Origin of the sequence: Mesorhizobium marinum, from assembly GCF_040813675.1 — a bacterium.
Classification (GTDB): Bacteria; Pseudomonadota; Alphaproteobacteria; order Rhizobiales; family Rhizobiaceae; genus Mesorhizobium_K; species Mesorhizobium_K marinum.
This window is the reverse complement of record NZ_JBFOCI010000003.1, coordinates 529,571-551,185: the sequence shown is the minus strand read 5'-3', so window position 1 is coordinate 551,185 and position 21,615 is coordinate 529,571. Positions and strand designations below refer to the sequence as shown.

Annotated in this window: 22 protein-coding genes; 13 read left to right on the top strand and 9 right to left on the bottom strand. The window is 66.0% G+C overall.

Annotated features, from left to right (window positions below):
* Positions 1 to 24: 24 nt before the first annotated feature.
* A complete protein-coding gene (locus tag ABUE31_RS13485) occupies positions 25 to 504 on the top strand; it encodes an SRPBCC family protein (RefSeq protein ID WP_367724120.1) in 480 nt (159 codons plus the stop codon).
* A gap of 69 nt (positions 505 to 573) precedes the next feature.
* A complete protein-coding gene (locus ABUE31_RS13480) occupies positions 574 to 1,152 on the top strand; it encodes a dihydrofolate reductase family protein (RefSeq protein ID WP_367724119.1) in 579 nt (192 codons plus the stop codon).
* A 16-nt stretch (positions 1,153 to 1,168) separates the two neighbouring features.
* Here ABUE31_RS13480 and ABUE31_RS13475 read toward each other — a convergent pair whose 3' ends face one another.
* Entirely contained in the window at positions 1,169 to 3,076 is a 1,908-nt protein-coding gene (locus ABUE31_RS13475) for an LTA synthase family protein (RefSeq protein WP_437344119.1), read from the bottom strand.
* 209 nt (positions 3,077 to 3,285) lie between these two features.
* Between ABUE31_RS13475 and fabD the strand changes: the two genes are divergently transcribed.
* The 9 genes from fabD to gmk all read left to right on the top strand — a co-directional run bounded on the left by fabD (position 3,286) and on the right by gmk (position 10,181).
* Positions 3,286 to 4,227 carry an ACP S-malonyltransferase gene (gene fabD, locus ABUE31_RS13470; RefSeq protein WP_367724118.1) on the top strand — a complete coding sequence of 314 codons (942 nt, stop codon included), beginning with the start codon at positions 3,286 to 3,288 and terminating at the stop codon, positions 4,225 to 4,227.
* Positions 4,228 to 4,285: 58 nt separating this feature from the next.
* Positions 4,286 to 4,507: a type II toxin-antitoxin system RelB family antitoxin gene (gene relB / locus ABUE31_RS13465; RefSeq protein WP_367724117.1), complete on the top strand. Its 222-nt coding sequence runs from the start codon at positions 4,286 to 4,288 to the stop codon at positions 4,505 to 4,507.
* Entirely contained in the window at positions 4,491 to 4,757 is a 267-nt protein-coding gene (locus ABUE31_RS13460; RefSeq protein WP_367724116.1) for a type II toxin-antitoxin system RelE family toxin, read from the top strand. The genes relB and ABUE31_RS13460 overlap by 17 nt, the downstream gene beginning before the upstream one ends.
* A 30-nt stretch (positions 4,758 to 4,787) precedes the next feature.
* The gene (fabG, locus tag ABUE31_RS13455) at positions 4,788 to 5,528 is read left to right on the top strand and encodes a 3-oxoacyl-[acyl-carrier-protein] reductase (protein ID WP_367724115.1); all 741 of its coding nucleotides are present in this window, start codon (positions 4,788 to 4,790) and stop codon (positions 5,526 to 5,528) included.
* A gap of 198 nt (positions 5,529 to 5,726) precedes the next feature.
* Positions 5,727 to 5,963 carry an acyl carrier protein gene (locus ABUE31_RS13450; RefSeq protein WP_367724114.1) on the top strand — a complete coding sequence of 79 codons (237 nt, stop codon included), beginning with the start codon at positions 5,727 to 5,729 and terminating at the stop codon, positions 5,961 to 5,963.
* Between the two features lie 40 nt (positions 5,964 to 6,003).
* Positions 6,004 to 7,266, top strand: a complete 1,263-nt coding sequence (fabF, locus tag ABUE31_RS13445; RefSeq protein ID WP_367724113.1) for a beta-ketoacyl-ACP synthase II — start codon at positions 6,004 to 6,006, stop codon at positions 7,264 to 7,266.
* 95 nt (positions 7,267 to 7,361) lie between these two features.
* Positions 7,362 to 8,567, top strand: a complete 1,206-nt coding sequence (gene mltG / locus ABUE31_RS13440) for an endolytic transglycosylase MltG (protein WP_367724112.1) — start codon at positions 7,362 to 7,364, stop codon at positions 8,565 to 8,567.
* Positions 8,568 to 8,633: 66 nt separating this feature from the next.
* Entirely contained in the window at positions 8,634 to 9,524 is an 891-nt protein-coding gene (locus ABUE31_RS13435; RefSeq protein WP_367724111.1) for a YicC/YloC family endoribonuclease, read from the top strand.
* A 3-nt stretch (positions 9,525 to 9,527) separates the two neighbouring features.
* Positions 9,528 to 10,181 (top strand): guanylate kinase, encoded by a 654-nt coding sequence (gmk, locus tag ABUE31_RS13430; protein ID WP_367724110.1) that lies wholly within the window; start codon positions 9,528 to 9,530, stop codon positions 10,179 to 10,181.
* A gap of 16 nt (positions 10,182 to 10,197) precedes the next feature.
* Here gmk and rsmA read toward each other — a convergent pair whose 3' ends face one another.
* The 3 genes from rsmA to ABUE31_RS13415 all read right to left on the bottom strand — a co-directional run bounded on the left by rsmA (position 10,198) and on the right by ABUE31_RS13415 (position 12,391).
* Entirely contained in the window at positions 10,198 to 11,025 is an 828-nt protein-coding gene (gene rsmA / locus ABUE31_RS13425; protein ID WP_367724109.1) for a 16S rRNA (adenine(1518)-N(6)/adenine(1519)-N(6))-dimethyltransferase RsmA, read from the bottom strand.
* A 28-nt stretch (positions 11,026 to 11,053) separates the two neighbouring features.
* Entirely contained in the window at positions 11,054 to 11,992 is a 939-nt protein-coding gene (locus tag ABUE31_RS13420) for a SurA N-terminal domain-containing protein (protein ID WP_367724108.1), read from the bottom strand.
* A gap of 153 nt (positions 11,993 to 12,145) precedes the next feature.
* A complete protein-coding gene (locus tag ABUE31_RS13415) occupies positions 12,146 to 12,391 on the bottom strand; it encodes a zinc-finger domain-containing protein (protein WP_367724107.1) in 246 nt (81 codons plus the stop codon).
* Positions 12,392 to 12,553: 162 nt separating this feature from the next.
* Here ABUE31_RS13415 and ABUE31_RS13410 point away from each other — a divergent pair, with 162 nt between their 5' ends.
* The gene (locus ABUE31_RS13410; RefSeq protein WP_367724106.1) at positions 12,554 to 14,758 is read left to right on the top strand and encodes an RNA degradosome polyphosphate kinase; all 2,205 of its coding nucleotides are present in this window, start codon (positions 12,554 to 12,556) and stop codon (positions 14,756 to 14,758) included.
* Positions 14,755 to 16,266: an exopolyphosphatase gene (ppx, locus tag ABUE31_RS13405; RefSeq protein WP_367724105.1), complete on the top strand. Its 1,512-nt coding sequence runs from the start codon at positions 14,755 to 14,757 to the stop codon at positions 16,264 to 16,266. Before ABUE31_RS13410 ends, ppx begins: the two co-directional genes overlap by 4 nt.
* Before the next feature lie 81 nt (positions 16,267 to 16,347).
* On the opposite strand, the gene ABUE31_RS13400 is transcribed toward ppx, so the two are convergent.
* The 5 genes from ABUE31_RS13400 to groES all read right to left on the bottom strand — a co-directional run bounded on the left by ABUE31_RS13400 (position 16,348) and on the right by groES (position 21,551).
* A complete protein-coding gene (locus ABUE31_RS13400; protein ID WP_367724104.1) occupies positions 16,348 to 16,770 on the bottom strand; it encodes a DoxX family protein in 423 nt (140 codons plus the stop codon).
* A 113-nt stretch (positions 16,771 to 16,883) separates the two neighbouring features.
* Positions 16,884 to 18,281 carry a class II fumarate hydratase gene (gene fumC, locus ABUE31_RS13395; protein ID WP_367724103.1) on the bottom strand — a complete coding sequence of 466 codons (1,398 nt, stop codon included), beginning with the start codon at positions 18,279 to 18,281 and terminating at the stop codon, positions 16,884 to 16,886.
* A gap of 140 nt (positions 18,282 to 18,421) precedes the next feature.
* Positions 18,422 to 19,198 carry a sulfite exporter TauE/SafE family protein gene (locus ABUE31_RS13390; protein WP_367724102.1) on the bottom strand — a complete coding sequence of 259 codons (777 nt, stop codon included), beginning with the start codon at positions 19,196 to 19,198 and terminating at the stop codon, positions 18,422 to 18,424.
* 351 nt (positions 19,199 to 19,549) lie between these two features.
* Positions 19,550 to 21,202, bottom strand: coding sequence for a chaperonin GroEL (groL, locus tag ABUE31_RS13385; RefSeq protein WP_367724101.1), 1,653 nt, complete (start codon positions 21,200 to 21,202; stop codon positions 19,550 to 19,552).
* A gap of 52 nt (positions 21,203 to 21,254) precedes the next feature.
* Entirely contained in the window at positions 21,255 to 21,551 is a 297-nt protein-coding gene (groES, locus tag ABUE31_RS13380) for a co-chaperone GroES (RefSeq protein ID WP_367724100.1), read from the bottom strand.
* Between the last annotated feature and the right edge of the window lie 64 nt (positions 21,552 to 21,615).

Sequence of the window (21,615 nt, the reverse complement as noted above, 5' to 3'; positions counted from 1 at the left end):
TTTCTTCAATCCAGGAGACCGATCATGGAAAATCGCAGCTTCACGACCGCCTTCACCGTCGACAGGACGCCCGAGCAGACGTTGGCCGCCATCCTCAATGTCCGCGGATGGTGGTCCGAGGACATCCGCGGCCGCACCGAGAAGGCCGGCGACATCTTCAACTACCGGTTCCGCGACATCCACCGCTGCACCATCAAGATCAAGAGCGTGGAGCCTGCCAGCAAGGTCGTGTGGCGGGTGGTCGACAACTACTTCTCCTTCACAGAGGACACCACCGAGTGGAAGGGTACCGAGATCGTCTTCGACATCTCGGAGAAGGGCGGCGCGACCGAGGTTCGCCTGACGCATGTCGGGCTCGTCCCCGAATACGAGTGCTACGATGCCTGCACGGGCGGCTGGACGACCTACGTCAACGGCAGTCTCAAGGCCCTGATCGAGACCGGCAAGGGTAATCCCAATGTCGGCGAGCCGATGAACGAGACCGAAAAGGCGCTCGCCGTCTAGAAGCCGTCCATCGCGAACTTGCTCCGCCCGTCCCGGCGGAGCGCTTCCGCCTGCTCGAGGAACGTCGCCATGCGCAAACTGATTGCCGGAATGAAGGTATCGCTCGACGGAAAGTACGAAGGGCCGGAGAGCGTGGCGGACTGGGTGGAAGCCTGGTCGGACGACTACGGCCTGATGGCCGAGGTCGACGCATGCGTGCTCGGCGCCGGCATGTATGGCGGCTATGAGCGCTACTGGACGTCGGTCCAGACCGCTCCCGATACGCCTGCCTGGATCAGTGGAGCGCCTCCGACGCCTGCCGAGCGCCAGTGGGCGGACTTTATCAGAAGGACGCCGCACTATGTCCTGTCGGCGACGCTCGATCATGCGGATTGGCCGGACACCGCTTTCATCCGCGGCGTTGCAGACCTGGCCGCCCTCAAGCAGCAGGCTGGCAAGAGCATCTACCTCGTCGGCGGCGGCCGCACGACGGCCGGACTGATCGACGCCGGCGTCGTCGACGAACTCCGGCTGATCGTCTATCCCGTGATCGCGGGCGACGGGAAGGCGCTGTTCGCGACGGGCGGGCGTCGCCAAGGGCTCGATCTCAGGCGCGCCGAACCGCTGGGCGACGGGCGGGTCCGCCTGGCCTACGGGATCGGCGGATAGCGGCCCGCCGCCGGGATTAGACGCCAGCCGGCTTCGGCAGGCGCGGGAAGAAACGCTCGACGGTCCGCCGCTTGCCGAACAGGGCGTCGTACTGCAGCAGGCGGAAATCGTTGATCAGCGGGTCGACCCGTGCGGCGCGCGACCAGTCCGGCGTCGCGCCGTCGGGCGCGATCAGAACATGGCGTTCGACCACGTCGTACCTGGCGTCAACACGACCCAAAAAGCCGGTGTAGTAGGGGTGCTGGATGCCGGCGGCCTGGAACAGCTTCAGCGGGATCAGCGACGGGCTTATCGAGCCGACGTCGCGCATCGGCCCGTTCCGGTTCGACCAGATGACCAGCGGCGTCTCGCGGTGCAGCGCCAGTTCGGCTGCCGGCTCGCGGCGCTCGGGAACGGGCCCCTTGAGGAAGCCTGTCTCGGTATAGCCCTGGTTGAGCGGCGGAAGGTGGTCGCCGAAGAAGACGATCAGCGTGTGCCGCTCACGCTTCGAGGCCCAGTCCATCAGCCGCTTCAGGCTCCGGTCGGCGTCGGCCACGCCTTCCGCGAAGGAGCGGATCGACTCCCGGGTGCGGAAGCTGGCGACCGATTCCACCGTTACGCGGGCGTCGGCGTAGCGGTTTGGCTCATAGGGACCGTGGCCCTGCAGGCTGACGGCGAAGGTGAAGATGGGACGCTTCGCGGCGTCCGCCCGGCCGATAATCTCGGTCGTCAGCGCGTCGTCGGACACCAGCGGTCCCCGCGACGCCATCGGCGGCAGCTTCTCGATGCTGAGGAAGCGGTCGAAGCCGAAGGCCTCGTAGACGTTTTCGCGGTTCCAGAACCATCCCTCGAAAGGATGGATGGCGAGGGTGTCGTAGCCTTCCGCACGCAGGAAGCCTGCCAGCGACGGCACCGGCCCGCGGACATACTGCTGGTAGGGGATGCTGCCGTAGGGCAGGAAGGCGTTGGAGAAGCCGGTCAGCGCCTCGAACTCGACATTGGCCGTCATGCCGCCGAATTCCGGCGAGAAGACCGAGCCGGAGCGCATAGCCCGCACGGTCGGCATCGGATCGGGCGTGATCGTGGTCGCGGGAAGCAGCGTCGGATCCCAGAACGATTCGCTCATCACCATGATGATGTCGGGCCTGTCCTGCGGCAGCGAGGGCTTGCCCGGCTCGGCCCGGATCGCATCGAGGACGTCGTCCTCGTAGCTCGGCGGAGCCAGCACCTTCGCCATCGGCACGTTCAGCGCGAAGGCGATGGCGAAGCCGTTCGAGGCATAGTTTTCCTTCTGGTCCCACATGATCGGGATGATCTGCAGACGGTCGCGCGTCCAGGAGAAGGTGGCGAAGTCCATGATCGAGACGAAGAAGGCCAGCGCCGGCACGACGAGGGCGAGCCGCGCCACGCGCATGCGCCAGCGGATCGCCGGGAAGCGCCGGCGCCAGTGGCGCCAGAGCGCGACAAGCAGGAAGGCTGCTGCGGCGCCGCCGACCGCGATGATGGCGGCGGCGAGCGGGCGCTCGCGCACCAGAAGCGGCGCCAGTTCCATGATCTGCCGGGAATATAGGAAGTCAGCCGGATAGAGCGGGTCGCCCAGGTAGGAGGACTTCTGGTGGCCGATCGCCGCGAGCAGGAGGGTGATCGGGGCAATGAAAAGGATGCCGTTGTGGCGGCGGCCGAAGAGCGCGTCACACCCGATCAGGATCAGCGCGAATAGCGCGACGGTTGTCCAGCCGGGCCGGAAGGGCTGGCTGAAGAACTCGACGGTCTTGTCCAGCGAGCCGCGCGCGATCAGTTCAATAAGGAAGACCAGGACAGCCGAGAGCAGCAGCGAAATTGCGAGCGTGCCGGCGCAGTCGAACGCGCGACGCGTACGCGGCCATCCCCGCCGGCCCCGGGGCGCATCTCCGGCCGGCGAACTGTCCAAACTCTGCTTTGCCAACTCAGGTACCTCGGTAGGCGGTAGAACGTCATGCCACTGTCATGGTTCCGTCACACAAAGCCAGTCCTTGTGTCGGAAATGAGAAGCCGGCTCTATTCTTTTTTCCGTTCCGCGCAAGGGGCGGCGTCGGCAACGGCCGGCGAGCGCCCTTGACTTGACCAACCTGCTTGTTTCACAGGCAGTCGCAGAAGAAATCGGGACCCGAGAGCATGGCCATCGCATTCACCTTTCCGGGGCAGGGCAGCCAGGCCGTAGGCATGGGCAAGGACCTGGCGGACGCCTTCCCCGAAGCGCGCCGGGTTTTCGACGAGGTCGACGAGGCGCTGGGCGAAAAACTGTCCACGCTGATCTGGGAGGGCCCGGAGGAGACGCTGACGCTGACGGCGAACGCGCAGCCGGCGCTGATGGCGGTGTCCATGGCAGCGATCCGGGCGCTGGAAGCCCGCGGCCTCTCGCTCAAGGACAAGGTCGCCTATGTCGCCGGCCACTCGCTCGGCGAATATTCGGCGCTAGCCGCCGCCGGCACGTTTTCGATCGGCGACACGGCACGGCTCCTGAGAATCCGCGGCAACGCCATGCAGGCAGCGGTTCCGGCCGGCGTCGGCGCCATGGCGGCGATCATCGGCCTGGAAGAGCCGGACGTCGCGGCCGCCTGCGCCGAAGCCGCGGAAGGATCGGTATGCCAGATCGCCAACGACAATGGCGGCGGCCAGCTGGTGATTTCGGGCGAGAAGGCCGCAGTCGAGCGCGCCGCCAAGCTCTGCACGGAGAAGGGCGCAAAGCGCGCGCTCATGCTCCAGGTTTCCGCGCCTTTCCATTCCGCGCTGATGGCGCCCGCCGCCGAGGCCATGCGCGAGGCGCTGGCTACTGTCGAGAAGCGCGCGCCGGTCGTGCCGGTGCTGGCCAATGTCGTCGTGCAGCCGTTGGGCGATCCCGACGAGATCGCCCGCCGGCTGGTGGAACAGGTCACCGGCCGCGTACGCTGGCGCGAGTCGGTGGAGTGGTTCGGCGAAAACGGCGTCACCACGCTCTACGAGATCGGCTCAGGCAAGGTGCTGTCGGGGTTGGCCCGCCGCATCAACCGAGACATCGCCACGGCCGCCATCGGCACCCCGGCCGAGGTCGAGGCGGCGCTGGCCGCGCTGGGATGAACGGTTGAAAATCGACATGTATGGCAGTACATGAATACATGTATTCATGGAGCTTGCCATGCCAACGTCCGTCCGACTGTCCGAAGAGACCGAGAAACGGCTGGACGCGCTTGCGGCCCGGACAGGTCGTAGCAAAGCCTTCTATCTTCGCGAGATGATCGAGAGCGGGATAGAGGATCTTGAGGACTATTACCTCGCAACCGAGGTGATGGAACGTATCAAGCGCGGTGAAGAAAAGGTCATGTCCAGCGAGGAGTTCTGGCGTGGCTTGGACGATTGAGTACTCAGAAACCGCGCGCAAAAATATCAGGAAGCTTGACCATCAGACGCGGGGGCGCATCAAGGCCTTGCTGGAAAAGCGCGTGGCTCTCCTCGACAACCCGCGCGATGCCGGAAAGGCCTTGCGAGGCCCACTTTCGACATTCTGGGTTTATCGCGCCGGTGACTATCGTATCATCTGCGACATTCAGGACGACAGGCTCGTCATTCTGATCGTCACTACAGGCCACCGCAGCGCAATCTACAGCTAAGTCAAACAAAATAAGAACGGGAAAATAGCGATGTTTTCATTGACCGGCCGCAAGGCACTCGTGACGGGCGCTTCCGGCGGCATCGGCGAGGCGATCGCCGAGGCGCTGCACGCCCAGGGCGCGACCGTCGGCCTGCACGGCACCCGCGTCGAGAAGCTGGAGGAACTCGCCGCCAGGCTCGGCGGCGAGCGGGTCAAGCTCTTTCCGGCCAACCTCTCCGACCGCGACGAGGTCAAGGCGCTCGGCCAGAAGGCCGAGGCCGAGTTGGAAGGCGTCGACATCCTCGTCAACAACGCCGGCATCACCAAGGACGGCCTGTTCGTGCGCATGTCCGACGAGGACTGGGACGCCGTGCTCGAGGTCAACCTGACGGCAGCTTTCCGCCTGACGCGCGAATTGACGCATCCGATGATGCGCCGCCGTTTCGGGCGCATCGTCAACATCACCTCGGTCGTCGGCGTCACCGGAAACCCGGGCCAGGCCAACTACTGCGCATCCAAGGCCGGCATGATCGGCTTCACCAAGTCGCTTGCGCAAGAGATCGCCACGCGCTCGATCACCGTCAACTGCGTAGCCCCCGGTTTCATCGAGTCGGCCATGACCGACAAGCTGAACGACAAGCAGAAGGAAGCGATCATGGCGGCCATCCCCGCCAAGCGTATGGGCGTCAGCGCCGAGGTTGCGTCCGCCGTCGCCTACCTTGCCTCGAACGAGGCCGGCTACGTCACCGGACAGACGATCCATGTCAACGGCGGCATGGCGATGATCTGAGCGAAAGGCCGCTGCTCGTCCACAGGCCCATTTCCGCCTTGGACACGGCCGTTTTTTCGTGTAATGCGGCCTCCAACGCGGCGTTCCCAAGCGAATCCGGCCACCAAAGCCGCATTCTGGATCGCCGCCTTTTGAGCTTGATTGGCGCCACTCCGGCAGCTAACGAAGACTGACATCAATGAAGGCGAGGATGCCCAAATGAGTGACACCGCAGAGCGCGTCAAGAAGATCGTTGTCGAACACCTCGGCGTCGACGCCGACAAGGTAACGGAGCAGGCGAGCTTCATCGATGACCTCGGCGCCGACAGCCTCGACACGGTCGAACTCGTCATGGCGTTCGAAGAGGAGTTCGGGGTCGAGATTCCGGACGACGCGGCCGAGACCATCCTGACGGTCGGCGATGCGGTGAAGTACATCGACAAGGCCTCGGCCTGACGCGCACTTCGCAGTTCGAGCGCATCTGAGGACACCGGCAATGCGGCGTGTCGTCGTCACGGGCATGGGCCTCGTCTCGCCATTCGGCGTCGGCGTGGAACACGGCTGGAAGGAGCTTCTTTCCGGCCGCAGCGCCTGCTCGCGGATCACCAAGTTCGACGTCGAGGATTACGCGGCGAAGATCGCGCATTCGGTGCCGCGCGGCGACGGTTCGAACGGCACCTTCAGCCCCGAGGCGGTCCTCGAGCCGAAGGAATTGCGCAAGATCGGCGACTTCATCCTGTACGGCATCGCGGCCGCCGACGAGGCGCTGAAGGATTCCGGCTGGGAACCGAAGACCGAAGACGATCGGTGCGCCACCGGCGTGATGATGGGCTCCGGCATCGGCGGCCTCGAAGGCATTGCCGAGACGGCTATCCTCCTGCAGGAGCGCGGGCCGCGCCGCGTCAGCCCGTTCTTCATTCCGGCCAACATCATCAATCTCGTTTCCGGCCATGTGTCGATCCGCCACGGGCTGAAGGGCCCGAACCACGCGGTCGTGACCGCCTGCTCGACCGGCGCCCACGCCATCGGCGATGCGGCGCGCCTGATTGCCTTCGGCGATGCCGAGGTGATGGTCGCCGGCGGCACGGAAGCGCCGATCACCCCGCTCGGCGTGGCCGGCTTCGCCGCCTGCCGTGCGCTGTCGACCTCCCGCAACGACACGCCGGAAAAGGCGTCGCGTCCCTATGATGCCGATCGCGACGGCTTCGTGCTGGGCGAGGGCGCCGGCGCCGTGATCCTCGAGGAACTCGAGCACGCCAAGGCGCGCGGCGCCAAGATCTACGGCGAGATCGTCGGTTACGGGCTGACCGGCGACGCCTACCACATCACCGCTCCCTCCGAGGACGGCGACGGTGCGTTCCGCTGCATGACGAACGCCCTGAAGCGCGCCAAGCTGGCGCCAGCCGACATCGACTATATCAACGCGCACGGCACCTCGACGATGGCCGACACGATCGAGCTTGGCGCCGTCGAGCGCCTGGTGGGGAACGCGGCATCCAAGATTTCCATGTCGTCGACCAAGTCTTCGATCGGGCACCTGCTTGGCGCGGCCGGCGCCGCCGAGGCGATCTTCTCGCTGCTGGCCATCCGCGACAACATCGCGCCGCCGACCATCAACCTGGACAATCCCGAGCGCGAAACCGCGATCGACCTCGTGCCGAACAAGCCGCGCCGCCGCCAGATCGATGTCGCGCTTTCCAATTCCTTCGGATTCGGCGGGACCAACGCCTCGCTCGTCATCCGCCGTTACAATGGCTGAGCGCGCCGCAACGACGCGATTTTGGCCATATTCGTACCTAGGCTTCCACCTGTGCGTCGGGGGAGAGTCGGCCCGATACACGGAATTGAGGCGACATGAGCATTGATCCGCCAAGCAATGGCGAATTCGGCCGGCGGACCCATCCGCTTCAGCCGATCGTCCCGAAGACCGCAAGCGAGGCTCTGCGCCCGGAAATCGGAACGCCGCCGCCGGCCCGCTCGCGCGCCTCGCGCAGCCAGTTCGTCGTGTTCCTCAACTTCGTCGTCAGCTCCGTCATCCTTGCCGTGATCGTTGCCGGCCTTGTGCTTTTCCTCGGCAAGCGGGCTTTCGACGGCCCCGGTCCCTCGACGACGACCACCAATTTCCTGGTTCGCCCCAACACCAGCCTCGCCGAGATCGCCGAGCAGCTGGAGCGCCGTGGGCTGATCAGCGATTCGCGCATCTTCCGCGTCGGCGTGCGCGCCTACGACAAGGATGCAGCGCTGAAGGCCGGCGAATACGAGATCAAGGCGCAGGCCTCCATGCGCGACATCATGGATCTCATGGAGAGCGGAAAGTCGGTGCTCGCCTCGCTGACCATTCCCGAGGGACTGACGGTCGAGCAGGCGTTCCAGCGCATCGCCGAGCATGAGGCGCTGACCGGCGACATGCCGACGGACATGCCGCCCGAGGGCTCCCTGATCGCCGACACGCAGCGCTTCACCCGCGGCACCACGCGCCAGCAGATCGTCGACAAGATGATCGCCGACCAGAAGCGCCTGGTGGAGAACATCTGGAAACGCCGCGTCTCCGACCTGCCGCTGGCCGACATCAACGAGTTCGTCACGCTCGCCTCGATCGTCGAGAAAGAGACCGGCATCGCCGACGAACGCTCGCGCGTGGCGGCGGTCTTCATCAACCGGCTGAACAAGGGCATGCGGCTGCAGTCCGACCCGACCATCCTGTACGGGCTGTTCGGCGGCAAGGGCCGGCCGGCCGACCGTCCGATCTACCAGTCCGACATCGACAAGCCCACGCCCTACAACACCTACGTCATCAAGGGCCTCCCGCCCGGGCCGATCGCCAACCCAGGCCGGGAGTCGCTTGAGGCGGTCGCCAATCCCTCGAAGACGAAGGATCTCTACTTCGTCGCCGACGGCACCGGCGGCCATGTGTTCGCGACGACACTCGACGAGCACAACGAGAACGTCGCGCGCTGGCGCGCCGTGCAGCGGAAACGGGCGCAGGAAGCCGCCGAGGCGGAAAAGGCGGCCAACGCCGACGACGGGACGGGCACGGCGCCCGGAGCCACAGCGCAGTAAGGTCCTCGCATGGCGGCCGCGTGCGGTCGCCGCGGGCAGCGTCATCGGGGCAGGGGGACAGTCATCATGACCTTGCAGAGCATGACCGGATTTGCGCGTTCCGTTGCGGATCACCAGGGCGCGGCGATCGCCTGGGAGGTCAAGTCGGTCAATGGCAAGAGCGTCGAGCTGCGGCTTCGTCTGCCGTCCGGCTTCGAGCGGCTTGAGCCGACGGCCCGGCAGGCGGTCCAGCGCCGTTTCTCGCGCGGCAGCTTCCAGGCGACCCTGACGGTCGGGCGGGCTGGCGGGCTGCAACCCCAGCCGGTGGTCAACGAAGCGTTCCTCAAGGACATCGCAGGGCTGGCGCAGCGCCTGCAGGAGGGTTTCGGCGTCGCTCCGGCAAGCGCTGACGGCCTGCTGGCGCTGCGCGGCGTGCTCGACGTGCCCGAGCAGTTCGAGAGCGAGGAGGCGAAGGCGGCGCTCGACGCGGCGCTCATGGGCGCGCTCGATGCTGCGCTTGCGGACCTCGAGGCGGCGCGCAGGCACGAGGGCGATGCGCTCCGCCTGCTACTGCTTGGCCATGTCGATACGATCGAAGCGCTGACGCAGCGCGCCGAGGCGGATCCTTCGCGCGAGCCGGCGGTGATCCGCCAGCGGCTTGCCGAGCAGGTTCGCATGCTCATGGACGCGGCCGTCGGGCTCGACGAGAGCCGGCTGCATGCGGAAGCAGCCTTCCTCGCCACCAAGGCGGATATCCGCGAGGAGATCGACCGGCTGAAGACGCATGTCGCCTCCGCGCGTTCGCTGCTCGGCTCGGGCGGCGTGGTCGGCCGCAAGCTCGACTTCCTGGCGCAGGAATTCAACCGCGAATCGAATACGCTCTGCTCGAAGTCGAACGCGGCCGCCGTGACCACGATCGGGCTGGAACTGAAGGCCGTGGTCGACCAGTTCCGCGAGCAGATCCAGAACCTGGAGTAGCAGATGACCGCCATTGACGTCGGCTCCCGCATCCGCAGACGTGGCCTGATGCTGGTCCTGTCGTCGCCGTCGGGCGCCGGCAAGTCGACCATCGCGCGCCTGCTGCTGGAGAGCGACAAGGGATTTGAACTGTCCGTCAGCGTCACCACGCGGCCGCGCCGCGGCAGCGAGATCGACGGCGTACACTATCATTTCCGCACCATGCGCGAGTTCGAGATCCTGCGCGACAATGACGAACTGCTCGAATGGGCGGAGGTGCATGGCAATTTCTACGCGACGCCGCGCGCGCCCGCCGAGAAGGCGATGGCCGAGGGCCGCGACATGCTGTTCGACATCGATTGGCAGGGCGCCGAGCAACTGCGCGAAAAGATGCGCGGCGACATAGTCTCGATCTTCATCCTGCCGCCCTCGATGCGGGAACTGAAGGCCCGCCTGACGCGCCGCGCCGAAGACCAGGAGGCGGTCATCGCCAAGCGCCTCGAGAACGCCCGCGACGAACTCGAACACTGGGGCGAATACGATTTCGTCGTCGTCAACAACGACCTCAACCAGTCGTTCCCGGAAGTCCGCTCGATCGTCACCGCAGAGCGCCTGCGCCGCGATCGCCGGCCGGGCCTGTTCGACTTCGTCTCGGGACTGCTCGACGAGAAGGTGTAGCCTGTCGCGCTCCGGCTCAGAGCGCGTTTGCCAGCCGGACGAACTCTTCGACGTCGAGCGTTTCCGCGCGCCGCGTGCCGTCGATGCCGGCGGCCTCGAGCAACCGGTCCCCGCCAAGGCTTTTCAGGCTCTGCCGCAGCATCTTGCGGCGTTGTCCGAAAGCCGCCTCCGTGACCCGGCCAAGCGCCTTCACGTCGGCGGGAAGCGGCGTTTCCCTAGGAACCAGATGCACCACGGAGGACGTCACCTTCGGCGGCGGGGTGAAGGCCTGCGGCGGCACGTCGAAGGCGATCCGAGCCTCGGTGCGCCATCCCGCCAGCACGCCGAGGCGGCCATAGGCGTCCGATGCCGGTTTGGCGACGATACGCTGCGCGACCTCGCGCTGGAACATCAGCGTCATCGACTGGTAGAAGGGCGGCCACTGCGGCAGCGTCAGCCAGCGCACCAGGAGTTCCGTGCCGATGTTGTAGGGAAGGTTGGCGACGATCCGCGACGGGGCGCCGTCGGCGAGCGCGGCGAAATCGGCCTTGAGGGCATCGCCCGACACGACCTCCAGCCGGCCCGGATAGTGGGCGGCGACCTCGGCCAGGGCGGCGAGGCAGCGCTCGTCGCGCTCGATGGCCACCACGCGCCCGGCGCCATGCATCAGCAGGGCCCGCGTCAGCCCGCCCGGACCCGGGCCGACTTCGATGACCGTGGAGCCCGACAGCTCGCCCGCGGCGCGCGCGATCTTGCCGGTGAGGTTGAGGTCGAGGAGGAAATTCTGCCCGAGCGATTTCCTGGCCTGCAGGCCATGGCGCTCGATCACCTCGCGGAGCGGCGGCAGGCCGTCGATGCTCGTCACGCGGCCCCCCGCTCGTTCAAGGCAAGCGTCAGCGCTTGACGATCTTGGCCTTCTCGCGAAGCTCTTCGGTGTATTTCTTGCTGAGCTCTTCGGTGCTCTTGTCGCCTTCCGCGCCGCCCTCGGCCTGGAAGGTCAGCTTGGCGACACGATCGTCCGAGACCTCGCGGCTCGAGCAGATGCCGATGAACTCGACGCCGGCCGGCGTCTCGCGCACGGCGGTCGTGCCGCCGACCTTGGTGTTCTTGATCTGATCGGCCCAGTCGGAGGGCAGTTCCGGCGCAAGCTTGCGGCCGAGGTCGCGCACCGTCACATCGATCAGGCCCTTGGCGAACTGGCGGGTCGTGTTGCAGCCGCTGAAGCGCGCCCGCATGGCCTCGGCCTCGCGCTTGCGCTGGGCGATCTTGCCGCGTTCGTTCTGGGGAACGACGAAGATCACCTGCTGGAGCATGTATTCGGTCGCCGACGGTTTCGCCCCGCCCTGCTGCAGCATGCGGCGAACAACGTCCTGCTCGCTCATCGCCTTGCCGCGGCCACGCCGGCTGAGCGCCTGGCTCCAGCTCATCTGCGAGCGGATGAACTCCTTGAAATGCGGCTTCGTCACGCCGCTCTGGTTCATGATGCCGTCGAGCTGCTTGACGGTCATCTTGTTGGACTTGGCGAAGTTGTTGTAGGCGGCGTCCACCTGGTCGTCGGTGACCGTGATGCCGAGCCGGCGCGCCTCCGAAAGACGCAGCGCCTGGTCGATCATCTGCTTCTCGGCCTCCTCGTTGAGGTTGCCGCCGCGCCGCTGGACCTTCAGGAAGGCCACCCGCCGCTGGATGTCGTAGGATGTGATCGGAATCTGGTTGACGATGACCTTGATTTCGCTCGCCGCCGCCGGTGTCGACATCAGCGCCACGCCGCCCGGCGATGCCGCAATCATCAGCGCCACGGTCGCCGATGTCAGGCATTTCCTCATCGAAAACATCTGGATAGTCCCGTCCTCACCATCTTTCGCCCGTTTGCATTCCATGCCCGTCCTATGCGGCGAAAGAATGTCGGGTCTTGTTGCGTTTTGCCTGCCGTCGAGGCAGGCGAGGCGTCTCGCCACCCTAGCACGTTTTCAAGCCGATGCGGAGCCTCAGGCGGCCCGGTCGAGGTAGAGGCGCCCGGCCGGTCGAGTCTCGTCGGCCTTGAGCGACGGATCGTACCGGTAGAGCGTCGAGCAGTACGGGCATACCTTCTCGTCGTCGGCGCCCATGTCGAGGAAGACGTGCGGATGGTCGAACGGCGGGTTCGCGCCGACGCACATGAACTCCTTCACGCCGATGTCGATCGCCGCGTCTCCGGCGTCATTCTGGAAGTGGGGAATGGATCCACCCGCCATGTCGTGCTCCTCAGCATCTGCCTGCCGTACTGGCCGTTAGCGTTTGTCGCATAACCTTATGCTTTGCAAGCCGCGTGAAATCAAACTGTCGCAAAAGCCTGTCAGAGGGTAGATTGCGCCGGATACCGGCTGCCGAAGCAGGAAAAAGGGGTCGAGGACCATATGAGTGAATTGAAGCCGGCCCAGACGGAGTTCACGGCCGTTGCCACCGCCGACGACATCCCCGGCAACCCCGACCGCTTCGTCAACCGCGAATTCTCCTGGCTTCAGTTCAACCGTCGTGTCCTCGAGGAGTCGCAGAACGCCTCGCACCCGTTGCTTGAGCGCGTCCGCTTCCTCTCCATCTCCGCCGCCAATCTCGACGAGTTCTTCATGGTCCGGGTGGCAGGCCTTGCCGGCCAGGTGCGCGAGGGCATCGTGGCGCGCAGCCCCGACGGCCGCACGCCCGAGCAGCAGCTCGAACAGCTCCTGGTCGAAGTCGGTCGCCTGCAGGAGGACCAGCAGAAGAGCCTGTCCGACCTCTTCGGGCTGTTGCGCAAGGAAGGCATCGAAAGCATCTCGGCCGACCAGCTCGCGAAAGACGAGCTGTCGTGGCTGGAGGAGCATTTCCTCGAGCAGATTTTCCCGGTGCTGACGCCGCTCTCAATCGATCCGGCGCATCCGTTCCCGTTCATCCCCAATCTCGGCTTCTCGATCGCGCTGCAACTGCGCCATCTCAAGGACGGAGAAGGCATGACCGCGCTGCTGCGCCTGCCGACGGCGCTTAGGCGCTTCATCAGGCTGCCCGACCGCAAGTCGCAGATCAGGTTCATCCCGATCGAGGAGACCGTGGGCCTGTTCATCGGCAAGCTGTTTCCGGGCTACGAGGTCAAGGGTTCGGGCACGTTCCGCATCATCCGCGACAGCGATATCGAGGTGGAGGAGGAGTCCGAGGATCTCGTGCGCCTGTTCGAGACGGCGCTGAAGCGCCGGCGGCGCGGCTCGGTGATCCGCATCGAGTTCGACAGCCAGACGCCCGAGGAACTGCGTGACTTCGTTGCCGGCGAACTCGGCGTGGCCGGCAACCGCGTCAGCGTCCTCACCGGACCGCTCGCCGTCAGCCAGATCTCCGAGGTCGTGGCGGTTCCGCGCGACGACCTGAAGTTCACGCCATACAATCCGCGCTTCCCGGAGCGCATCCGCGAGCATGGCGGCGACTGTTTCGCGGCCATCCGCGAAAAGGACATCGTCGTCCACCACCCCTACGAATCCTTCGACGTCGTCGTGCAGTTCCTGCGGCAGGCGGCGGCCGACCCCGAAGTCGTCGCCATCAAGCAGACGCTCTACCGCACTTCGAACGACAGCCCGGTGGTGCGCGCGCTGGTGGACGCGGCGGAGGCGGGCAAGTCGGTGACGGCGCTGGTCGAACTCAAGGCGCGCTTCGACGAGGAGGCGAACATCCGCTGGGCGCGCGACCTCGAGCGCGCCGGCGTCCAGGTCGTGTTCGGATTCCTCGAGCTCAAGACGCACGCGAAGATGTCGCTGGTGGTGCGCCGCGAGGACGGCAAGCTGCGCAACTACGTGCACCTCGGGACCGGCAACTACCACCCGATCACCGCCCGCATCTACACCGACCTGTCATTCTTCACGACCGATCCGGGGCTGGCGCGCGACGTCGCGCAGATCTTCAACTTCATCACCGGCTATGCCGAGCCGACCGCCAACATGAAGATCGCGCTGTCGCCCTACACGCTGCGCAGCCGCATCCTCGACCACATCGCCGGCGAGATCGAGCACGCCAGGGCGGGCCGGACCGGGCGCATCTGGATGAAGATGAACTCGCTGGTGGACCCGATCGTCATCGACGCGCTCTACGACGCCAGCCGGGCCGGCGTCGAGATCGACCTCGTCGTGCGCGGCATCTGCTGCCTGCGTCCGCAGGTGCCGGGCCTTTCCGAGAACATCCGCGTCAAGTCGATCGTCGGGCGCTTCCTCGAGCACAGCCGCATCTTCTGCTTCGGCAACGGGCACGGCCTGCCGTCGGACGAGGCGATCGTCTACATCGGCTCGGCGGACATGATGCCGCGCAACCTCGACCGCCGCGTCGAGACCCTGGTGCCGATCACGAACACGACCGTGCACGAGCAAATCCTGGGCCAGATCATGCTCGGAAACATAATGGACAACCAGCAAAGTTTTGAAGTATTGCCCGACGGCACCTCGCGGCGCATCACGCTCGACGAGGGCGAGGAGCCGTTCAACGCGCAGGAATACTTCATGACCAACCCGAGCCTGTCCGGAAGGGGCGACGCGCTGAAGTCCCACGCGCCGAAGCGGATCGCCCAGTTCAAGCGTCGTGCGAAGTCGAATTCGTCCAAGGCCGGATGATAGCCCTTTCACAGGGGCGGTTGCAGGACCGCAGGCCGCTTTCCATCGTGGACATCGGATCGAACTCGATCCGACTGGTCGTCTATGAGGGCATTGCGCGTTCGCCGACCGTGCTGTTCAACGAGAAGATGCTGGCCGGCCTCGGTCGCGGCCTTGTCTCGACCGGCAGGCTCGATCCCGACGCCGTCACGCGCGCGATGCAGGAGTTCCGGCGTTTCCGCGCGCTGTCGGAACAGGCCGGCGCCGAAGAACTGCATGTGATCGCCACCGCCGCGGCGCGCGAAGCCGAGAACGGCCACGACTTCATCCACCGCGCCGAACAGGTTCTGGGCACCGAGATCCGCATCCTCTCCGGCCGCGAGGAGGCCTACTACTCCGCGCTCGGCGTGATCTCCGGCTTCCATGCGGCCGACGGGATCGCCGGCGACCTCGGCGGCGGCAGCCTCGAACTGGTCGACGTGACGGGCGAAGCGATCGGCGACGGCATCACGCTGCCGCTCGGAGGCCTTCGCCTGCAGGACATGGCGAAGAGCTCCTTCGCCTCGGCGACGAAGATCGTGCGCGAGCAGATCGCACGCGCCGAGCTGCTCCACGCCGGCAGGGACCGGCACTTCTACGCGGTCGGCGGCACCTGGCGAAACCTCGCGCGGCTGCACATGAACACCACCGGCTATCCGCTCGCGGTGATGCACCACTACGAGATGAACATCGCCAGTTCGGTTCCCTTCCTGCAGAAGGTCGCGCGCGGGGAAATCGACAAGATCAAGGGCATCGAGGGCGTGTCCAAGGCGCGACGCGCGCTGCTGCCCTACGGCGCGATCGTGATGCTGGAGATCATCGCGGCGATGCAGCCGTCCAACATTTCAGTCTCGGCGCTCGGCGTGCGCGAGGGGTTCCTGTACTCGCTGCTGAGCGAGGACGAGCAGCGCATCGACCCGCTGATCTCGGCGTCGGAGGAACTCGCCCTGCTGCGCGCCCGCTCGGTAACGCATGCGCGCGAGCTGGTTGCATGGACGGGCGAGGCGCTGGCGGCATTCGGCATCGCCGAGAGCGACGACGAGGTCCGCTACCGGCAATCGGCCTGCCTGCTCGCCGACATCGGCTGGCGCGCGCACCCCGAATATCGGGGCACCCAGTCGCTGAACATCATCGCCCACGCGTCGTTCATCGGGGTCGACCATCCTGGCCGGCTGTTCCTGGCGTTGGTCAACGCCTTCCGCAACGACGGCGTGTTCAGCGACACCATCGCGCCGGAACTGAAGGCGCTGGCGACACCGCGCTACGTCGACCGCGCGCGGTTGCTGGCGGCCATGATGCGGGTCGTCTACCTGCTGACGGCGTCGATGCCCGGCGTGATGCCGAGGCTGCGGTGGGAGAAGCGCGACGGCGGGGCGCTGGCCCTGGTCATCCCTTCGGACCTTGCCGACCTCTATGGCGAAAGGCCGGTCGGCCGGCTCGCCCAGCTCTCGAAGATCTCGGGGCGTACGCTGGAACTTGTCGTGGCCTGACGCATCGGGTGTCGGCGGATATCCTTCACAACGAAAAAAGCCCGGAGCGATCCGGGCTTTTTTTGGCTTTCTTCCTTTCGATCAGCCGCGGCGGGCGTCGACCGAGAGCGCGCCGGCGCCAGCGGCCGCGAGGACCAGGAAGCCGCCGGTCACGGCGAAGTTCTTCATGAAGAGCAACTGCTGCATCTGGTCGGCGAGATCAGTGTGGGCGATCAGCGTCGCCGCCACGGTGAACGCCGCCAGCACGAGTGCCGCGAGCCGCGTCTGGAAGCCGACCAGGATGGCGAGGCCGCCGACGAGTTCGACAAGGCCGCTCACGACGACAGCGACCGCCGGAAGCGGGATGCCGAGGCTCTCGAACCAGCCGGCGGTGCCGGCGATGGCGGTCAGCTTGGAATAGCCGGCCAGGATGAACATGACGGACAGGAGCACGCGTCCGACAAGGATCGCGAGTGAAGCGGCGCCCGAGGTGCCGGCATGGCCGGCGGTTACTGAAGTGGACATCTCAGTTCTCCATGTGAGTGCAAATCGTGACGCAGATGTACGTGGACCCAGTCGTTCACGAAAGATGCGTACGCTTCGACACTTCGTTCACTGATTGAGAACGATCCGACCCGTTACCCCGGATGCGTCATGTCCTCCGGACGCACGATGCGGTCGTAGTCGTCCGCGCTTACCAGTCCCGTCTTCAGCGCTTCCTCGCGCAGCGTGGTGCCGTTCTTGTGCGCCGTCTTGGCGATCTTGGCGGCGTTGTCGTAGCCGATCGTCGGAGCGAGCGCGGTGACGAGCATCAGCGAGCGCTCCAGGGCCGCCTTGATGTTGTCTTCGCGCGCCTCGATTCCGACAACGCAATTGTCCGTGAACGAGACCGCGGCGTCGGCCAGCAGCTGCACCGACTGAAGGAAGTTGTAGGCCATCAGCGGGTTGTAGACGTTGAGCTCGAAATGGCCCTGGCTGCCGGCGAACGAGATCGACGCGTTGTTGCCGAACACCTGGATGCAGACCTGGGTCAGCGCCTCGCACTGGGTCGGGTTGACCTTGCCCGGCATGATCGAGGATCCCGGCTCGTTTTCGGGCAGCGCCAGTTCGCCGAGGCCCGAGCGCGGGCCGGAGCCGAGCAGGCGGATGTCGTTGGCGATCTTGAAGAGCGACGCGGCGACCGTGTTGATCGCGCCGTGCGAAAAGACCATGGCGTCGTGCGCGGCGAGCGCCTCGAACTTGTTGGGCGCCGAGGTGAATGGCAGGTGGGTGATCGCCGCGATCCGCTCGGCGACCTTCTCCGCGAAGCCGACCGGCGCGTTGAGGCCGGTGCCGACGGCGGTGCCGCCCTGCGCGAGCTGCATCAGCGCCGGCAGCGTCATCTCGATGCGGGCGATGCCGTTTTCCACCTGCTGGGTGTAGCCGGAAAATTCCTGGCCGAGGGTCAGGGGGGTGGCGTCCTGCGTGTGGGTGCGGCCGATCTTGATGATCTGCGCCCAGGCCTTCGACTTGTCGTTCAGCGCGTTGCGCAGCTTCCGCAGCGCCGGCAGCAGGCGGTGGTGTATTTCCTCCGCGCAGGCGATGTGCATGGCCGTCGGATAGGTGTCGTTCGACGACTGGCTCATGTTGACGTGGTCGTTGGGGTGGACCGGCTTCTTGGAGCCCATCTCGCCGCCGAGCATCTCGATCGCCCGGTTGGAGATCACCTCGTTGGCGTTCATGTTGGACTGGGTGCCGGAACCGGTCTGCCAGACGACGAGCGGGAAGTGGGCGTCGAGCTTGCCCTCGATGACCTCCTGCGCAGCCTTGACGACGGCGTCGCCGACCGCCGGCTCGAGCCGTCCGAGGTCCATGTTGACTTCCGCCGCAGCGCGCTTGACCACGCCGAGCGCGCGCACGATCGACGCGGGCTGCTTCTCCCAGCCGATCTTGAAGTTGCCGAGCGAGCGCTGCGCCTGCGCGCCCCAGTAGCGGTCGGCGGGAACCTCGATCGGCCCAAAGGTGTCGGTCTCGGTTCTGTGCGTCGCATTGGCCACGGGCCGTCTCCTTGCTGATGTCGGCAAGGGCCTAGCCCGTTGGTCCGGCGGCTTCAAGTGGCGGAAGCGCGGTCGCCGCGACCAAATCGGTTCAAAAACCGTTCGTGGTGGGTCGCCGCCCGCAAGCGCGCCGGAACTCCTCAGATCCAGTCGAACGCCTGGGCGGTCTGCCAGCCGGCGAGGAGCACGATCAGCGTGCCGACCAGCCTGAGAAGGACCGTGTCGCGGATCGACTTCACCATCAGGCCGGCGAGCGGAGCGGCGACCAGCCCGCCGCAGATCAGGCCGAGCACTGCGGGCAGGTTGTCGCTGATTGCGCCGGCATCCTCCCAATGCCCGGTGACAAGCGCCAGCAGGAATGTCAGCGAGACAGACAGCGTGATCAGGAATTCGGTGGCGTTGACGGTGCCGATGACGTAGCGCGGCGGCGCGCCCGCGCCGAGCAGCCCGGTTGTGACGATCGGACCCCATCCGCCGCCGCCGGCGGCGTCGAGGAAACCGCCGGTCGCGCCAAGCGGGGCGACGATGTGGGCGGGCACCGGATTGCTGGGCAGCTTGCGGAACGAGCGCAGGATCAGCCACCCGCCGACGAGCGCGAGGTAGGCCGTCACGAACGGCTTCATCGCGCCGGCGTCGATCGCCGTCAGCACGTAGGCGCCAAGGCAGCCGCCGAGCACCCCGAAGGGCGCCAGCCGCCAGAACAGCTTCCAGTCTATGTTGCGGTGGTAGAGATGGGCGGTGCCGGACGCCGCGGTTGTGAAGAGCTCGGCCGCGTGCACGGCGGCCGAGGCATGCGCCGGCGACACGCCGAACGCGAGCAGCGTCGTGGCGGAAATGACGCCATATGCCATGCCGAGCGCACCATCCACGGCCTGCGCCAGAAACCCGACGACAGCGAAGAGAAGAAAGTCCTGCATGGACGCCAATCCGTTTGACGGCCAGAGGCTAGGCGCCTTGCCGGGCCGCGCCAAGATCGCGTTCTTCCGGCTTTTGAGCCATGGATGGAAATCCAGTTCCCGGAAAGGGGCTTGCGCGACAACCGGCGGCCTTTCGCGCGTCCGGCAAAACAAACGCCTCCCGCACCCTATACGGTGCGGGAGGCGTTTTTTGTTGTCCCTGGCTGTTCTCGAACTGCCCTGGACAGTTTCTCAACGCGGTCGCCGGCTTTGAGTTCCGTCGGCGGTCGACTTTTTTCACGGCTCAGAAGGTCAAACAAAAAGGGCGCCTTGCGGCGCCCTTTCCGTAGGTCTGTAGCCGGGTTGGCTGGATTAGAAATCCATGCCGCCCATGCCGCCCATGCCGCCGCCGGGCATGCCAGCGGGCATGCCGCCGGCAGCTTCCTTCTTCGGCGCCTCGGCGATCATCGCCTCGGTCGTGACGAGCAGGCCGGCCACCGAAGCGGCGTCCTGCAGCGCGGTGCGGACAACCTTGACCGGGTCGACGATGCCCATGGAGATCATGTCGCCGTATTCGCCGGTCTGGGCGTTGTAGCCGTAGGTCGCGCCCTTGTTCTCCAGGATCTTGCCCGCGACGATCGACGCTTCCGCGCCGGCGTTCGAGGCGATCTGGCGAGCCGGGGCTTGCAGGGCGCGGCGCACGATCGCGATGCCGGCCGTCTGGTCGGAGTTCACGCCGTCCGACTTGATCTGCGAGGAGGCGCGCAGCAGGGCGACGCCGCCGCCGGCCACGATGCCCTCTTCGACGGCAGCGCGGGTGGCGTTCAGCGCGTCGTCAACGCGGTCCTTCTTTTCCTTGACCTCGATCTCGGTCGCACCGCCGACGCGGATGACGGCAACGCCGCCAGCCAGCTTGGCGAGACGCTCCTGCAGCTTCTCGCGGTCGTAGTCGGAGGAGGTCTCATCGATCTGCTGCTTGATCTGGGCGACGCGGCCCTGGATCTCGGCCTTCTTGCCGGCGCCGTCGACGATCGTGGTGTTTTCCTTCTCGATGCGGACGCGCTTGGCGCGGCCGAGCATGTTGAGGCCCACGTTCTCGAGCTTGATGCCGAGGTCTTCGGAGATGACCTGGCCGCCGGTGAGGATCGCGATGTCCTCGAGCATGGCCTTGCGACGGTCACCGAAGCCCGGCGCCTTGACGGCGGCGATCTTCAGGCCGCCACGCAGCTTGTTGACGACGAGCGTGGCCAGAGCCTCGCCCTCGACGTCCTCGGAGATGATGAGGAGCGGCTTGGAGGTCTGCACGACGGCCTCGAGGACCGGCAGCATGGCCTGCAGGTTGGAGAGCTTCTTCTCGTGGAGCAGGATGTAGGCGTCCTCGAGTTCAGCGATCATCTTGTCGGGGTTGGTGATGAAGTACGGCGACAGGTAGCCGCGGTCGAACTGCATGCCCTCGACGACCTCGAGTTCGGTCTCGGCGGTCTTGGCTTCCTCGACCGTGATGACGCCCTCGTTGCCGACCTTCTGCATCGCCTCGGCGATCATCTTGCCGACCGACTCGTCGCCGTTGGCGGAGATGGTGCCGACCTGGGCGACTTCTTCCGAGGTCTTGATCTTCTTGGCGGCCTTGCCGAGCAGGGCGACGACTTCGTTGACGGCGAGGTCGATGCCGCGCTTCAGGTCCATCGGGTTCATGCCGGCGGCAACGGCCTTGTTGCCTTCCTGCACGATCGCCTGAGCGAGAACGGTCGCGGTCGTGGTGCCGTCGCCGGCGATGTCGTTGGTCTTCGAGGCGACCTCGCGGACCATCTGCGCGCCCATGTTCTCGAACTTGTCCTCGAGTTCGATCTCCTTGGCGACGGTGACGCCGTCCTTGGTGATGCGCGGCGCGCCGAACGACTTGTCGATGACGACGTTGCGACCCTTCGGGCCAAGCGTGACCTTAACCGCGTCGGCAAGGATGTTGACGCCGCGCAGCATGCGCTCGCGGGCGTCGCGGGAGAATTTTACGTCTTTAGCAGCCATTGTGAGCTCCTGGGCTTAAGCCCTTGAATTCAGGTGATAAGGGTAGGTGCGATCAGCCGATGATGCCCATGATGTCGGATTCCTTCATGATCAGAAGGTCTTCGCCATCGAGCTTGACTTCGGTGCCCGACCACTTGCCGAACAGGACGCGGTCGCCCTTCTTGACGTCCAGCGGGACGAGCTTGCCGGCCTCATCGCGGGCACCCGAGCCGACGGCGACGATTTCGCCTTCCTGCGGCTTTTCCTTGGCGGTGTCGGGGATGATGATCCCGCCCTTGGTCTTTTCCTCGGAATCGACGCGGCGGACGACCACGCGGTCATGCAGCGGCCGGAATTTGGACTTAGCCATTGGTTCTATCCTCGTGCGGATGTTTGAAATTCCTCCGTCCGGCATGGCTGCCGGACTACGTTAG